Genomic DNA, 13,815 nt, shown 5'->3' on the forward strand with positions numbered 1-13,815 from the left:
GCTGAAAGTGCTGTTAACCTGCATGGTAAAGACGAGTGCCGGGCAGGACTGCTTTTGCTATAGTGAGTCACTTTTTTTAACTTAGCCGATGGATGTTGTAGTCCTAAACATGAACAATCTGACCTCCTACAAACTGATCAAACGCCTGACGGCGGGATCGCTGATTGCCCTCAGCCTGACTTCCTTCGCCCACGCCGACGACGTGAACATTAAAACAATGATCCCAGGCGTGCCGGATATCGATGCGGAAGCCTATGTGCTGATCGACTACAACTCAGGCAAAGTGCTGGCAGAGAAAAATGCCGACGCTCGCCGTGACCCAGCCAGCCTGACCAAAATGATGACCAGCTACGTGATTGGTCAGGCGGTCAAAGCCGGTAAAATCAAGCAGGATGACATGGTTACCGTGGGCAAAGATGCCTGGGCAACCGGTAATCCGGTGTTCAAAGGCTCTTCCCTGATGTTCCTGAAGCCAGGCGATCGCGTTGCGGTGTCCGAGCTGACGCGCGGCATCGTGCTGCAATCCGGTAATGATGCCTGTGTGGCAATGGCCGACTATGTTGCCGGCAGCCAGGATACGTTTGTTGGTCTGATGAACAACTACGTTAAAGCACTGGGCCTGCAGAACACCCACTTCCAGACCGTTCATGGCCTGGATGCGGATGGCCAGTACAGTTCAGCGCGTGATATGGCGCTGATTGGCCGTGCACTGATCCGTGACGTGCCGGACGAGTACGCGGTGTATAAAGAGAAAGAATTCACCTTCAACAATATCCGCCAGATGAACCGTAACGGTCTGCTGTGGGATACCAGCCTGCAGGTTGACGGCATCAAAACCGGTCACACTGAAGCCGCGGGCTACAACCTGGTTGCCTCCGCGACCGAAGGCCAGATGCGTCTGATCTCCGCCGTAATGGGTGGTCATACCTATAAAGGCCGCGAAACCGAAAGCAAAAAACTGCTGACCTGGGGCTTCCGTTTCTTTGAAACCGTGGCACCGCTGAAAGCAGGCAAAGAGTTTGCTTCTGAGCCAGTGTGGTTCGGCACCAGCGACCGCGTGCAGCTGGGTGTGGAAAAAGATGTCTTCCTGACCATCCCTCGTGGCCGCATGAAAGATCTGAAAGCCAGCTACACGCTGAGCAATACCGAACTGCATGCGCCGCTGGCGAAAAACCAGGTTGTCGGCACCATCAACTTCCAGCTGGATGGCAAAACCATTGAACAGCATCCGCTGGTGGTGTTGAACGATATGCAGGAAGGTGGTTTCATCGGTCGCATCGTCGATTACATTAAGCTGATGTTCCATCACTGGTTTGGCTAAGCCCGTCATGCCGGCACGCATTTGGGCAGTAATGCCCCCTTGATTTCGGCGTGAATGCACCCCATATTTGAGTTATCTGTAGACTCCCGCTACGCACAGCGGGAGTCTTTGTTTTGGCGTTACCGGAGCCCCTATGAAAACCAATCTTAAAGAACTGCTCGAATTCCCAACTCCTTTTACTTACAAAGTAATGGGACTGGCGCAGCCGGAACTGGTTGATCAAGTAGTTGAAGTTGTTCAGCGCCATGCGCCGGGTGACTACTCTCCGGACGTGAAGCCAAGCAGCAAAGGCAACTACCACTCCGTCTCGATCACCATTACCGCTACCCACATTGAGCAAGTGGAAACGCTGTATGACGAGCTGGGCAAAATCGAAATTGTCCGCATGGTGCTGTAAAAACTCTCGCTGACAGCGGGCATGGATCTGCTCTCTGTCAGCGTTATACTGCCCTTCTGTTCTCAACAGGACTGACGTTTTGCCTCACGATACCCTACTCATCCGCCAGCTGGGCTTACAGCCCTGGGCACCCATCTCTCAAGCCATGCATGATTTTACTGACCAGCGCGGTGAGCACTCTGCCGACGAAATCTGGCTGGTCGATCATCTTCCGGTCTTCACTCAGGGTCAGGCAGGCAAAGCCGAACATCTGCTGGGTCCGGGCGATATTCCGGTGATGCAAAGCGATCGCGGTGGCCAGGTGACGTATCACGGACCCGGACAGCAAATCATGTACGTGATGATCAATCTGAAGCGCCGGAAAATTGGCGTCAGGCAGCTGGTGACCGCCCTCGAAGATACGGTGATTGCCACCCTCGCCCATTTTGGCGTGGAAGCGGCGGCCAGAGCCGATGCACCCGGTGTGTATGTGCAGGGTAAAAAGATCTGTTCATTGGGCTTACGCATTCGTAACGGCTGCTCGTTCCATGGCCTGGCGCTGAATGTCGATATGGATTTGTCGCCTTTTCTGCGCATCAATCCCTGCGGCTATGCCGGGCTGGAGATGACGCAGCTTAGCGCGTTGAAAGCTGGCGTGACGCTGGCCGATGTGCAGCCGCTGTTAATCACGCATTTTGCCAGACTGTTGAACATCACTGACGTTCGCTGGCAGGCCGCCGATAACCTTATTGAAAAGTAACCGTCCGTGCGGATTTACAATTACGTCACATTTAATCGGTCTGGCTGGCTGAAACTGCCGCGCCGAGATGATATAATTTTTGCGCTTTATCAAAAAAAGTTGAACACAAGATCACTTATTTGAGTTTTATGCGGATCGCGCATGCCAACCTGGAACTTGCAAGATTATGAGTAAACCCATTCAGATGGAACGTGGTGTTAAATACCGCGACGCAGACAAAATGGCGCTTATCCCGGTTAAAACCGTGATCACCGAGCGCACGGAGATTTTACGCAAGCCGGAGTGGATGAAAATCAAGCTCCCCGCGGACTCCAGCCGCATCCAGGGCATCAAAGCTGCGATGCGTAAAAATGGCCTGCACTCCGTCTGTGAAGAGGCTTCCTGCCCTAACCTTGCAGAATGTTTCAACCACGGCACAGCCACCTTTATGATCCTCGGCGCGATCTGTACCCGCCGCTGCCCGTTCTGCGACGTGGCCCACGGACGTCCGGTTGCCCCGGATCAGAATGAGCCGCTGAAGCTGGCGCAGACCATTGCCGATATGGGATTGCGCTACGTGGTGATCACCTCTGTTGACCGTGATGACCTGCGTGACGGTGGTGCTCAGCACTTTGCCGACTGCATTACCGCCATCCGCGCCAAGAACCCGACCATCAAGATTGAAACGCTGGTACCGGACTTCCGTGGCCGTATGGATCGCGCGCTGGAAATCCTCACCGCTACGCCGCCAGACGTGTTTAATCACAACATGGAAAACGTGCCGCGTGTTTACCGTCAGGTGCGCCCTGGCGCTAACTACGACTGGTCACTGAAGCTGCTGGAACGCTTTAAAGAAGCGCACCCAGACGTGCCGACTAAATCCGGTCTGATGGTTGGCCTTGGTGAAACGAACGCGGAAATCGTGGAAGTGATGCGCGATCTGCGTCGCCACGGCGTGACCATGCTGACCTTAGGTCAGTACCTGCAGCCAAGCCGTCACCATCTGCCAGTTCAGCGTTATGTCAGCCCTGCGGAGTTTGATGAGATGAAAGATGCGGCGATGGAGATGGGCTTTACCCACGCTGCCTGCGGACCGTTCGTCCGTTCTTCTTATCATGCGGATATGCAGGCGAAAGGTCTGGAAGTGAAATAAATTGACGGGGTGAGGTGACTTGCCCTGCGTTACAATAATTTACATTATTGCAACACAAACAAAAAACGGATGACCCTGTCATCCGTTTTTTTATGCCTGAGCGGGCGATTAATCTTTGTGAACAACCTGCTCTGCTGGCTTTTCGTCAACAACCGGCGCTTTTTTAGCGGAAGTGTCGTCGTCGCTCATCGCCTTTTTAAAGCCTTTGATCGCTGACCCCAGATCGCCACCGAGAGAACGTAACTTATTGGTTCCGAACAGCAAGACGATCAGAGCACCGATAATCAGCAGTTTTGCAATACTGATACCTTCCATACACACCTTCTTTTTTAACCTGACCAATAACAAGGCCAATAACGATAAAGTGTATTAACGCGCAGATCGCCGGTCAATACAACCGCAATCTGTAACAGAGTTCTCTGTACAGAATACTCTCGCGATAATATCAGATAAACCGGCTGAGGAAAGCCTGGAATCGGGGATGCTCAGGATTCACCAATACCTTCTCAGGCGGCCCCTGTTCAACCACCACGCCCCCATCCATAAACACCACCCGATCGGCAGCCTCGCGGGCAAAACCGATCTCATGGGTCACCACCACCATGGTTAACCCCCGATCGGCCAGGGTGCGCATGGTGGCCAGCACCTCGCCAACCAGTTCCGGATCCAATGCCGACGTTGGCTCATCAAACAGCATAAGCTTAGGACGAATGGCCAGCGCGCGGGCAATCGCCACGCGCTGCTGTTGCCCGCCGGAAAGATGACGCGGCCAGGCATCGGCTTTATCGCTCAAACCCACCGTTGCCAGCAGTTCCCGAGCGTGACGCGTCGCGGCTTCACGTGACTCTTTGTGCACGCCAATCGGCGCTTCAATAATGTTCTGCAGCACGGTCATATGCGGATAGAGATTAAACTGCTGAAACACCATGCCGATCTCCTGGCGCTGGCGGTCAATTTTACGGGCCGACAGGCGCTGTAAAATCCCCTGTTTCAGCTCATAGCCAATCTGCTGCCCGCCCACCATAATCGAGCCGGCATTCATATCTTCAAGATGATTGATGCAGCGCAGGAAGGTCGATTTACCGGAGCCGGAAGGCCCGAGGATCACCACCACTTCGCCCGGCATCACATCCAGATCGATGCCTTTCAGCACTTCATTATCACCGTAACTTTTCTGTACGTTACGTGCCCGAACCAGCGGCTGCATTTCACTCATACATCCTCCTTACGGACTAATGGGCGGTTAACCATCGGCGTTGTTTTACTGTCCGCTGGCGGCTGGCGGCGTTTACTCGCCGAGACCGAGCGACGCACGCCGCGCGAGTAATATCGCTCAATGAAAGACTGTCCGACATTGAGAATCGAGGTGATAAACAGATACCAGATCACCGCCACCATCAGCATCGGGATCACTTCAAAGGTGCGGTTATACACCGACTGCACCGAATACAGCAGATCGCCCATCGCGATCACGCTGACCAGCGAGGTGGCTTTGATCATGCTGATCAGCTGATTGCCGGTCGGAGGAATGATCGAGCGCATCGCCTGAGGAATGATAATCCGGCGCAGCGCACGCGCGCGGCTCATGCCAAATGCCTGGGTGGTTTCAACCTGACCGTTGTCTACCGACTGCAGCCCGGCACGAATAATTTCGGCCATATAGGCCGCTTCATTCAGGGCCAGCCCGGCGATCGCCGCGGTTAACGGGGTGATCAAATCGTTGGTGTTCCAGCTGGCGAAGATCGGGCCATCGAACGGAATACCCAGGGTGATCTTCGGGAACAAGGTCGACATGTTGTACCAAAAAATCAGCTGCACCAGCAGCGGCGTGCCGCGGAAGAACCAGATATACAGCCCGGAAAGGCCGCGCATCAGCCGGTTATCCGACAGCCGGGCGACCGCTAACAGCAGGCCCAACAGGGTGCCGAGAACCATCGACACCACCGTCAGTCCCAGCGTCACCTTTAATCCGCTCAGCACCGAGCCTTCGGTAAACCACTGCAACACCACGTGCCACTCGAAATTGGGGTTAGTGGCCACCAGCCAGCTAAAGTTGGCGGCAATCACCAGCACCACAATCCATGAGGCCAGGCGTCCGTAACGCGGTGCGCTGCGGGCAAAGGCCACGTCGCGCTGTTCCACGTCTGCCGTTTCCCTGGCTCGTGAATCCGTGGTGCTTTTTGTCATTTCGCCGCCCCTTTCGCCAGGTTAACCCCCGGTGCGCTGATCATGTTGCCATCCAGCTTCCACTTTTTCATGATCGCCGCGTAGGTGCCGTTGGCGAACAGCGCTTTATAACCGTCGAGGACCACTTTCCCCAGTTCAGAATCCTTAGGAACCACGGTGCCCTGGAAGATATCGCCAAAACCATTTTTCTTGCCCTGGCCGGTTAACTCCAGCTGGCCGTGCGCCTGGTCAACGAAGTACACCAGCGGGGCCTGAGACGAGAAGAAGGCATCGGAACGTTTAGAACGCACCGCCAGAATCGACGAAGGCTGGTCGGTAAATGACTGGACGGTCACCGCCGGTTTACCCGCATCGGTACAGACCTGAGATTGTTTGCGGATCACCTGCTCAGCAGAGCCGGCCGCCATCACCGCAATCCGCTTACCGCAGGTATCGTCGAGGCCGTTGATTTGCGCTGGGTTGCCTTTCTGCACGGCAAACACCACAAACTCCTGCACGAAGTCGATAAAATCATTTTTAGCCTGGCGGTCCGGATAGTCGCCAATCGGGCCAATAGCTAACTGATAGCGACCTGACTTAATGCCAGCCAACACGCCCGACAGACCACTTACCGTGGCATGTTCGATTTTGATGCCCAGCAGTTGTGCCAGGGCTTCGGTTAAATCGGCAGACGCGCCGGTCATGGTGGTCGGGCCTTCAACAATCTCATAAGGCGGGAAGGAACCGTTATTTACCGAGATCATTTTGCCAGCGGTTTTAATATCCGCCGGTAAACGGTCGTGTAACGCCTGATCGACTTTCTGCGCCGGAATGGCGTCTGAGGCCTGGGCACAACCCGCACTTAATCCCAGAGCCAGTGCAATGGCGGTCGCTATCTTTTTCATTATAAATTTCCCCGGTGTCTTATTGTTTATTCAATTCAGGACGCGCGAAACGGCGGTTTTCCAACACCGGCAGCACGTGGCGCGCATGCGCAATACGGGCCGGATCTAAATCGGCAAAGACCAGCGCCGGGGCTTCAGCGGCTTTGGCAATCGCCACGCCGAGCGGATCCACCACCAGGCTGTTACCGATATTGCGCGGACCACATTCACCGACCGCCACCATATAACAGGTATTTTCCAGCGCGCGGGCGGTGACCAGCACTTCCCAGTGCATCTCTTTTAACGGGCCTTTAACCCAGGCGGCCGGCAGCACCAGCACATCCGCACCGTCCAGCACCAGGCGACGCGCCTGCTCCGGGAAACGCACGTCGTAACAGGTCATCAGGCCAACTTTCATGCCGGCAACTTCAACCAGCGGCGGAACCTCATTGCCTGCCGTGACGTTGCGGGATTCCTGCATCGCGAAGGCATCATAAAGATGCAGCTTGTCGTAGCGGGCGATGATTTCGCCGTTACGGATGGCGATCAGCACGTTCAGCGCACGACCATCGGGCGTGGGCACGTGGACGGTCATCATCGTGGTCAGCGTGTTGCCACGGCTGGCGGCATAGACTTCCGTCAGGAACGGGCCATCGAGAGGCTGTGCGGCCTTCAGCACCAAATCAGGATCGGCAATATCACGCGCCAGCACGCCTTCCGGCAACACCAGCAAATCGGCACCACCGGCCAGCGCCTGGGCCATTAAACCGGTGCAGGTCACGGCATTTTCCTGCCACTCGCGGCTGACTGCGAACTGTCCTAATGCAACTTTCATCGTATTGATCCTTTGGTCACGGCCGGGAAAAGATCCTCAGGCGTAAGGCATTGAGAAGTAATTCCCTGCTCAAAAAGCTCTGTGCCGAAATCGGCAATCATCTTCTTGTTAGCGTCAAAACCATTTGCGTTCCAGTCGGCAGGTAAATCCTGCGCGGTGCGTCGCAAATCGTCCAACAACCAGGGGGTGGTATCGGCATACTTTTCGCGCTTGTCGTTCCACATTTTGGCCGATTGATCGATCAGCTCGCTGAGCTGCTGAGGAATGTCCGGATGGGCTTCGGCAAAGGAAGATTTAAAGGCCAGCAGGTGATGGCCAGGGATATAGCCAACCCGGTTGAAGTAATCCAGTTCTGCCTGACGGAAATCAGTCTGCAACTGGCGCAGGCCGGAGCCTTTCAGGAAGAAGCCCTGTGGCATAAACGGCGTAAAGACGGCATCCAGTTCACCGGCACGCAGCAGGTCGATCAACGGGTGCTCGCCGGGTGCGGCTTCAATGCGGCCCGGACGGCCAAAACCGTTCAGACGGTCAACAACGGGATGGTCAGCCGTCAGGCGACCGGCAAACCAGTAAGCATCATCAATATCGACGCCGGCTTCACGCAGGACCGCACGGGTCCAGGTATTGCCGGAATCCTGCCAGCCGGTCACGCCAATTTTGGCCCCCTTCAACTGCTCAAGAGAGACGATCGGGTTGTCTTCGGTGGTGATGATGCAACGCTGGCGGAAGCCACGCATCAGGATGTGGGGCAAGGCGAGCAAGGCGCTGTCACCTTTTGCCCTGCCCTGAGCATAGCGGCTGAAGGAAATTTCTGCCGCGTCATACTCGCTGCTGGTCGCCAGGTCGCCGACCAGCGTACCCACGCGATGCACTTCCAGCGCAAACCCCTGCGGTTTGATATCGCCCAGCGCCAGCGGCGTGAAGTAATCCCAATCTCTAACTGCCAGTCTGATCGTGACCATCGTTATCTCTCTCTGCCCTGAAGAGCGCCGGAACGGGGCGCATAATTTGTGTGCAATTACTGCTTGAATTCGATACTAGATCGATAATAATAGCTGTACAATAATTTCTTTGTTACTGAACAAACGGATTTCTTATGACCTCAACGCTGGACCTGCGCTGGTTTGCTGAACGCCTTACCGATGCTTCTGTTAAAGGGATTGCCGGGGTGACGGCGGGCCTGATTCGCGAAGGGCAAATCCCGATAGGCACGCATTTGCCTTCGGTTCGCGATCTCGCAGAAGCGTTAGGCGTCAGTCCGGCGACGGTTTCCGCCGCCTGGGGACAGTTAAAGCGGCAGAAGGTGATTGCCGGGAAAGGCCGCAGCGGCGTGTGGGTCTGTGGCGATAACGTCACGCCGAGGCCGGTGCGTTTTGAGAAGATCGGCAATTATGGCGACAATATCCGCGCCGATCTGGCCATGGCGTCCCCCGATCCGACGTTAATGCCCGATCTGCAGGAGGCGATGCGCCAGGGCGTTCTTTGCCCACAGCTCAACAGCTACCAGCGCGATCCGATCTCGCAGCCGTTGCTGGAGGCGATCAAACCGGACTGGCCTTACCAGGCCGACGCCTGGCTGGCGACCGAGGGGGGCTTTGCGGCGATGAATACCCTCGTGCAGACGCTGTTTTCGCCAGGAGAAAAGGTGATCATTGAGGATCCCACCGCCACCAGGCTGCTGGATATTCTGGACAATATTGGCGCCGAAGTGATGCCGCTGGCTTGTGATGAGCACGGCCCGCTGCCTGGCGCGCTGGCGATGTTACTGAATAAAGGCGCAACCGCCTTTATCTATCAGCCGAGGACGCACTCCGCCACCGGCCATACGGTCAGTGAAGCACGCAGCGAAGCGCTGGCGAAAGTGTTAATGGGTACGCGGACGTTGATTGTGGAAGATGATGGCATCGGCGAATTGTCGGTGCATCCGGTCTGGAGCCTGGGCCGTTATTTCCCGGAACGCACCCTGCACGTCCGTTCTTACTCCAAGGCTTACGGACCCGATCTGCGTCTGGCGGTCCTTTCTGGCCCGTCTGAGCACCTTAAGCGTATTCAGTCATGGCGCAATTTTGGCGCCGGCTGGACCAGCCGCATTACTCAGCAGGCAGTGGCATGGATGATTAACGATCCCGCGACCCAGCAGCAGATACAGCAGGCGAAAGCGATTTACGCTAAGCGTCGCCGCGAGCTGCTCAGCGCGCTGGCAAGGCGAGGCCTGGAACTGCCGGACCGTGATGGTCTGAGTATTTTTATGCCGGTGCAATCGGAGCAGTTTGCGATGATCACGCTGGCGGCACGCGGTATTGCCGTCCTGCCAGGGGAACGCTGCCGCATTGGAGGGATTCAGTTTATCCGCGTCAGCATCTCAATGATCCAAAGTGACCGCATTGAGAGTATTGCCGACGCTCTGCTGCTGGCCAGTGGGCTGGACAGTAACGCTATTCGTTGAGGTCTTTGATCAGATAACGGGGAGATTCGCTGTAACCTTCCCGGGCATAAAACGCATTGGCTTTGATGCGGTGCGCATTGCAATGGACTTCCATCCGGTCGCAACCCCGCTGCTTTGCCACCTGTTCCGCATGCTGCAGCAACTTTTGTCCTGCGCCTTTGCTGCGCTCACCTTCTGCCACGCAGAAGTAGCTAACGCGGGCAAAATCACCGGCCAGCGCCAGCTGGGGAATAAAGTGCAAAGACAGGAAACCCAGCACCGTGTTGCCATAAACGGCAACCAACAGCTCCTCGGTCTGGTCATCAATCAACTGTGCAAGACGCCGTTCAATAAACCCTTCGGTATTCTCATAGCCCAGTTCGGCTAACAGGGCACTCAGGGCAAAACTGTCATTGGCTTCCGCCAGACGGATTTTCATCACGCTTCCTCCAGTTATGAGCCTATGCAGGGCCCTCTCGCCTATGTTTATAGCTTGCCCGGCAGGATAAGCAAGTGTCAGAAACCGGGCGGTTGTTACAGACCCGCAGCCGCATTTCAGGCCAGCAGGCAAATCGGCGGGATCCCGTTGGCCAAAACGGGTTTATTAATGTTTCCTTAATAATGTTTCGCCACACTCTTTGATAAAACCAGCCAAAGAGTTGACCCAATGAATATCTTACCAAAATCCCTGACTGAAGCTGTTGCCGTCACCGTGAGCCTGTTGGCGGCTGCCCTCTGGCTTAGCCAGTATTTCGCCCGCTAACCGCCGACCCGACCGCCCCTTTTCACCTGCGGAAAGGGGTAAAAATAACGCAAAAAAAAACCCGCCAATCGGCGGGTTTTTAGAATTCTGTCTGGTAACTTAAATAGCGGCAACGTTAGCAGCAGATGGGCCTTTGGCACCGTTGGTGATTTCGAACTCTACGCGCTGACCTTCAGCCAGAGTTTTGAAACCATTGCTCTGGATGGCAGAGAAGTGTACGAACACGTCTTTGCTACCATCTTCAGGAGTAATGAAACCGAATCCTTTGGACTCATTAAACCACTTAACGCTACCTTTAATCTTAGACATCTATATTACCTTTACATGAAAAATGGACACTAAACTGTGTCGGTGGTTAGTACAGCAATTGCCGAGGCTTTTGTCCAGTCACCCACCGCGAAAAAGTGATAAATATCGCCTTTTTTGAAGATACGTCATACTTTCGCCACGCTTCCCGCAGCTAAAACTGCCAGCGGAACCAGGCAAAGTAAACGTTTCCGTTATTGTAAGTGCCTGGTATATAAGTCATCTGGAAAGTCGCCTTGCTGTAACCTATTGATGCTAAGGGCAGCACTAAAGGGATGGGAATGTACTTCCAGTTATCACGCGCCGTCACCCCTGCGGTGTAGCCTAAACCGAGGTGAAAATCCTGATCGTTCAACGGTCGCCAGGTCTTTTCCCAGCCGTAACCGCCGATCGGTTCCCATTTATTATAGGAGTCCTTAAACGCCATTAGATAGAGGCCGTTCCAGTTCCCTTTCTCATCGTAATGGGAAATCCCGCCACCTGCTCCCCAGGGACGTTCATTGTATCGGTCGGTTTTATCACTGTCGTAGGTCAGTCGGTTATGCCAGGTGACAGCGGGAAGATACACATCGTAGTTATCAGGGGTGTTCCAGGTTTCGCTGACGTTGTCAGTAAACGCCGTCCAGGTATTTGAGATACCGGTCGCCAGGGTGATCGCCCCGGCAAAAGGGGCAAAACACAGACTGGACAGGGCCAGCAAGAAAAGGGGGAGTTTTAGTGACTTCACTGAATGATCTACCGTTCACATGGTGTTGAAAAGACGCTGTTACTAACGGCAATCAGAAGCAATCCAAATGTCGTTCCGTCGTAAAAATAGCCATTATACCGATGCCGCTTAAACGCTTGCTGAATGTACCTGCTTTATTTTTATGCAGCTAACGGGCATCTGGCTCAATTTCTTCTGAAGGCTATTTTAACAATGCCTTGCCACGCTTTCTCCAGGATGAATCCCAGGCAAGCGTAGTCCTCTGCTTACCGTCATGAACGAAACCCGCTCAGTTGCTCCTGCTAAGAATCCCCTGTAAGCAAAATTAAATCCCGCCCTAAGAAAAATCCTTAATCGTCAAACGTGAAATAATCACCTACATACTCTAAGGTCATCCTTATTAATCAATTTGTTACCGGTGAATATCACCTGAGTTTACTGATAAGTATAATTTATCAATGTGCGGATTTTTTTTGGTAGACTCAGAGGACGCTTAAAGCAAGGAGGTGAGAGCTGATGAGAATTCGCTGCAATAAATGTGGTGAGGTGAAGATAGTCTTTACCACCCGAGGAGATCGGTTCGGTCAACATCATGGCGCACGTTGTGCAACCTGTAAAAAGCCGATCAGCCTGAAGGATCTTTCTTTCAGAAGCGCCCTTTTACAAAGTGAAGAGGTGACAGCGCGCAGGACTCCACTGCCACCTGAGTCTTAGAACAGAATTTTGAACACGCCTGTGATGGTCAATAAACCAACAATAAAAATAATCGCAATAATCCAGAGTATTAGCTTCATTCCATTTTCCTCAGCCACAGTAAAAAGTCACTACGATGTAGTGGCTTGAGTATAGAAGAAGATTTTTTCCTTTGCGCAATCGGCGCCTCACGCCAGCGAATAAAGCCCGTTCAGACACTTAGCGTCCAGATACCAAATTAATGCTTTATTGTCATAACGTTAGCTAAATAATTAACGTTAAAATCCCCTACCCGATTTTTTTCGCGATGGCGGTCACGCTCTGCGTTTTCTTTACCTTTCTCACCAGGATGTCACTGCGCGGTGGGACTAAACTGATGAGTGTCATTTGCTATGGACTCACTTGCTATGACTTTTTCATGACGTTAACAAGGAGATCTTATGAGCACAATTAATAGCAGCATGGGCCGTTATAGCCTGAAGGCCAAACACAACGGCAATCATATTAAAGGATCGATTGCCATCAATGATGAAGGCGGGTCGCAGCTCACCCTCCAGGAGTTTAATGAACATTACCTGGACGACGTGGTGAATAACGTGATTTATCCCGTTACCGGCGGAAACCGGGTGATTGCCAATGCATTCAGAGATGAGATGGTAAAAGCAGGCTTTGTTCAGCCGCATTAGCGGTGGCGTGATTGATTAAGGGCCCTTATCTCAGGGCCCTTTTGTTTTGCGGACAATCGCGGCGTGCTGATTGTCTGCCCTTTCCTCAGGCCGTGCATTCACTCAGGTTACCCGCAAATCCTCATAGGAAACCATCACGTGCTCGACAAAAGCGGGCCGCAGCTGCAGGCGCTGATAATACGCCTCGACGGCCGGAAATGGCGTGCGGGCGAGTTCAATATCGAAATAACGGAACAGCAGATGGCCAAACTGAATATCGGCCAGCGTCAGTTCATTTCCCGCCAGATAGGCATGTTGGTTTAACTGCGCCTCGGCAATTGCCAGTTTGCTATTCAACACTGACAGCGCTGCCGCAATGGCCGGATAATCGCGATCTTTTTCCGCCGTTCTGACCACTCGCCAGAACAGGGGAGCAGTAAAGCTGTGGGCCACGTTGATCTTGGCCCACTCGGCCCACTTATCCACTGCCGCGCGTTGTGCAATATCCGCTGGCCAGAACGTCCTGTCAGCATAACGATTGGCGAGATAACGCAGGATAGCGCCGGTTTCCCATAGCGGCTCCCCTTCCCCATCACGGATCACCGGTACGGTGCCATTCGGGTTCATGGCCAGGAATTCAGCCGTGTCGTTGCCACCGTACTTATGGCCAATATCCACCCGTTCACAGGGTAATCCCAACTCAGCAATGCACCACATCACCGCCTGCACGTTGGAAGAGGTTTTTCTGCCCCAGACTTTCAGCATGACGTTATCCTTATGCCG

At 53.9% G+C, this 13,815-nt stretch carries 17 protein-coding genes; 6 read left to right on the forward strand and 11 right to left on the reverse strand.

The window, feature by feature from the left end:
* Positions 1–109 precede the first annotated feature (109 nt).
* The 4 genes from dacA to lipA all read left to right on the forward strand — a co-directional run bounded on the left by dacA (position 110) and on the right by lipA (position 3,589).
* Positions 110–1,321 carry a D-alanyl-D-alanine carboxypeptidase DacA gene (dacA, locus tag ACXKZG_RS16205; RefSeq protein ID WP_013201270.1) on the forward strand — a complete coding sequence of 404 codons (1,212 nt, stop codon included), beginning with the start codon at positions 110–112 and terminating at the stop codon, positions 1,319–1,321.
* Between the two features lie 133 nt (positions 1,322–1,454).
* Positions 1,455–1,718: a DUF493 family protein YbeD gene (gene ybeD, locus ACXKZG_RS16210; protein ID WP_013201269.1), complete on the forward strand. Its 264-nt coding sequence runs from the start codon at positions 1,455–1,457 to the stop codon at positions 1,716–1,718.
* A gap of 79 nt (positions 1,719–1,797) precedes the next feature.
* A complete protein-coding gene (lipB, locus tag ACXKZG_RS16215) occupies positions 1,798–2,457 on the forward strand; it encodes a lipoyl(octanoyl) transferase LipB (protein ID WP_041691942.1) in 660 nt (219 codons plus the stop codon).
* A gap of 166 nt (positions 2,458–2,623) precedes the next feature.
* Positions 2,624–3,589: a lipoyl synthase gene (lipA, locus tag ACXKZG_RS16220; protein ID WP_013201267.1), complete on the forward strand. Its 966-nt coding sequence runs from the start codon at positions 2,624–2,626 to the stop codon at positions 3,587–3,589.
* Between the two features lie 108 nt (positions 3,590–3,697).
* Here the strand turns inward: lipA and tatE are convergent, their stop codons facing one another.
* The 6 genes from tatE to ACXKZG_RS16250 form a co-directional block, all read right to left on the reverse strand.
* The gene (tatE, locus tag ACXKZG_RS16225) at positions 3,698–3,904 is read right to left on the reverse strand and encodes a twin-arginine translocase subunit TatE (RefSeq protein ID WP_013201266.1); all 207 of its coding nucleotides are present in this window, start codon (positions 3,902–3,904) and stop codon (positions 3,698–3,700) included.
* A gap of 130 nt (positions 3,905–4,034) precedes the next feature.
* Positions 4,035–4,805 (reverse strand): amino acid ABC transporter ATP-binding protein, encoded by a 771-nt coding sequence (locus ACXKZG_RS16230; RefSeq protein ID WP_013201265.1) that lies wholly within the window; start codon positions 4,803–4,805, stop codon positions 4,035–4,037.
* Positions 4,802–5,776, reverse strand: coding sequence for an amino acid ABC transporter permease (locus ACXKZG_RS16235; protein ID WP_488875143.1), 975 nt, complete (start codon positions 5,774–5,776; stop codon positions 4,802–4,804). The genes ACXKZG_RS16230 and ACXKZG_RS16235 overlap by 4 nt, the downstream gene beginning before the upstream one ends.
* Positions 5,773–6,660 carry an ABC transporter substrate-binding protein gene (locus ACXKZG_RS16240; RefSeq protein WP_488875144.1) on the reverse strand — a complete coding sequence of 296 codons (888 nt, stop codon included), beginning with the start codon at positions 6,658–6,660 and terminating at the stop codon, positions 5,773–5,775. The genes ACXKZG_RS16235 and ACXKZG_RS16240 overlap by 4 nt, the downstream gene beginning before the upstream one ends.
* 19 nt (positions 6,661–6,679) lie before the next feature.
* On the reverse strand, positions 6,680–7,474 hold the full coding sequence (locus tag ACXKZG_RS16245) for a deaminated glutathione amidase (protein WP_013201262.1): 795 nt from the start codon (positions 7,472–7,474) through the stop codon (positions 6,680–6,682).
* Positions 7,471–8,436, reverse strand: coding sequence for a substrate-binding domain-containing protein (locus ACXKZG_RS16250; protein ID WP_134823695.1), 966 nt, complete (start codon positions 8,434–8,436; stop codon positions 7,471–7,473). The genes ACXKZG_RS16245 and ACXKZG_RS16250 overlap by 4 nt, the downstream gene beginning before the upstream one ends.
* A gap of 134 nt (positions 8,437–8,570) precedes the next feature.
* On the opposite strand from ACXKZG_RS16250, the gene ACXKZG_RS16255 reads away from it, so the two are divergent.
* The gene (locus ACXKZG_RS16255) at positions 8,571–9,920 is read left to right on the forward strand and encodes an aminotransferase-like domain-containing protein (protein ID WP_488875145.1); all 1,350 of its coding nucleotides are present in this window, start codon (positions 8,571–8,573) and stop codon (positions 9,918–9,920) included.
* On the opposite strand, the gene ACXKZG_RS16260 is transcribed toward ACXKZG_RS16255, so the two are convergent.
* The 4 genes from ACXKZG_RS16260 to ACXKZG_RS16275 form a co-directional block, all read right to left on the reverse strand.
* Positions 9,910–10,338, reverse strand: coding sequence for a GNAT family N-acetyltransferase (locus tag ACXKZG_RS16260; RefSeq protein ID WP_013201259.1), 429 nt, complete (start codon positions 10,336–10,338; stop codon positions 9,910–9,912). The two genes, ACXKZG_RS16255 and ACXKZG_RS16260, sit on opposite strands and share 11 nt — an antisense overlap.
* Positions 10,339–10,761: 423 nt before the next feature.
* Positions 10,762–10,971 (reverse strand): transcription antiterminator/RNA stability regulator CspE, encoded by a 210-nt coding sequence (gene cspE, locus ACXKZG_RS16265; RefSeq protein WP_004156612.1) that lies wholly within the window; start codon positions 10,969–10,971, stop codon positions 10,762–10,764.
* A 151-nt stretch (positions 10,972–11,122) separates the two neighbouring features.
* Positions 11,123–11,695 (reverse strand): lipid IV(A) palmitoyltransferase PagP, encoded by a 573-nt coding sequence (pagP, locus tag ACXKZG_RS16270; protein WP_428980670.1) that lies wholly within the window; start codon positions 11,693–11,695, stop codon positions 11,123–11,125.
* Between the two features lie 689 nt (positions 11,696–12,384).
* The gene (locus ACXKZG_RS16275) at positions 12,385–12,468 is read right to left on the reverse strand and encodes a small membrane protein YohP (protein WP_441316267.1); all 84 of its coding nucleotides are present in this window, start codon (positions 12,466–12,468) and stop codon (positions 12,385–12,387) included.
* 339 nt (positions 12,469–12,807) lie between these two features.
* Here ACXKZG_RS16275 and ACXKZG_RS16280 point away from each other — a divergent pair, with 339 nt between their 5' ends.
* Positions 12,808–13,053: a hypothetical protein gene (locus tag ACXKZG_RS16280; RefSeq protein WP_013201257.1), complete on the forward strand. Its 246-nt coding sequence runs from the start codon at positions 12,808–12,810 to the stop codon at positions 13,051–13,053.
* Between the two features lie 102 nt (positions 13,054–13,155).
* Here the strand turns inward: ACXKZG_RS16280 and ACXKZG_RS16285 are convergent, their stop codons facing one another.
* Positions 13,156–13,797 carry a glutathione S-transferase family protein gene (locus ACXKZG_RS16285; RefSeq protein ID WP_013201256.1) on the reverse strand — a complete coding sequence of 214 codons (642 nt, stop codon included), beginning with the start codon at positions 13,795–13,797 and terminating at the stop codon, positions 13,156–13,158.
* Positions 13,798–13,815: the final 18 nt, after the last annotated feature.

It is taken from the genome of Erwinia sp. 2186, from assembly GCF_057812255.1.

Bases quoted from the DNA above. Each gene is read 5' to 3' on its own strand.
- lipA (WP_013201267.1), top strand. From the start codon at position 2,624: ATGAGTAAACCCATTCAGATGGAACGTGGTGTTAAATACCGCGACGCA.
- ACXKZG_RS16260 (WP_013201259.1), bottom strand. From the start codon at position 10,338: ATGAAAATCCGTCTGGCGGAAGCCAATGACAGTTTTGCCCTGAGTGCC.
- ACXKZG_RS16285 (WP_013201256.1), bottom strand. From the start codon at position 13,797: ATGCTGAAAGTCTGGGGCAGAAAAACCTCTTCCAACGTGCAGGCGGTG.
- ACXKZG_RS16230 (WP_013201265.1), bottom strand. From the start codon at position 4,805: ATGAGTGAAATGCAGCCGCTGGTTCGGGCACGTAACGTACAGAAAAGT.
- ACXKZG_RS16255 (WP_488875145.1), top strand. From the start codon at position 8,571: ATGACCTCAACGCTGGACCTGCGCTGGTTTGCTGAACGCCTTACCGAT.
- ACXKZG_RS16275 (WP_441316267.1), bottom strand. From the start codon at position 12,468: ATGAAGCTAATACTCTGGATTATTGCGATTATTTTTATTGTTGGTTTA.
- ACXKZG_RS16280 (WP_013201257.1), top strand. From the start codon at position 12,808: ATGAGCACAATTAATAGCAGCATGGGCCGTTATAGCCTGAAGGCCAAA.
- ACXKZG_RS16245 (WP_013201262.1), bottom strand. From the start codon at position 7,474: ATGAAAGTTGCATTAGGACAGTTCGCAGTCAGCCGCGAGTGGCAGGAA.
- cspE (WP_004156612.1), bottom strand. From the start codon at position 10,971: ATGTCTAAGATTAAAGGTAGCGTTAAGTGGTTTAATGAGTCCAAAGGA.
- tatE (WP_013201266.1), bottom strand. From the start codon at position 3,904: ATGGAAGGTATCAGTATTGCAAAACTGCTGATTATCGGTGCTCTGATC.
- ACXKZG_RS16240 (WP_488875144.1), bottom strand. From the start codon at position 6,660: ATGAAAAAGATAGCGACCGCCATTGCACTGGCTCTGGGATTAAGTGCG.
- ybeD (WP_013201269.1), top strand. From the start codon at position 1,455: ATGAAAACCAATCTTAAAGAACTGCTCGAATTCCCAACTCCTTTTACT.
- ACXKZG_RS16250 (WP_134823695.1), bottom strand. From the start codon at position 8,436: ATGGTCACGATCAGACTGGCAGTTAGAGATTGGGATTACTTCACGCCG.
- ACXKZG_RS16235 (WP_488875143.1), bottom strand. From the start codon at position 5,776: ATGACAAAAAGCACCACGGATTCACGAGCCAGGGAAACGGCAGACGTG.
- dacA (WP_013201270.1), top strand. From the start codon at position 110: ATGAACAATCTGACCTCCTACAAACTGATCAAACGCCTGACGGCGGGA.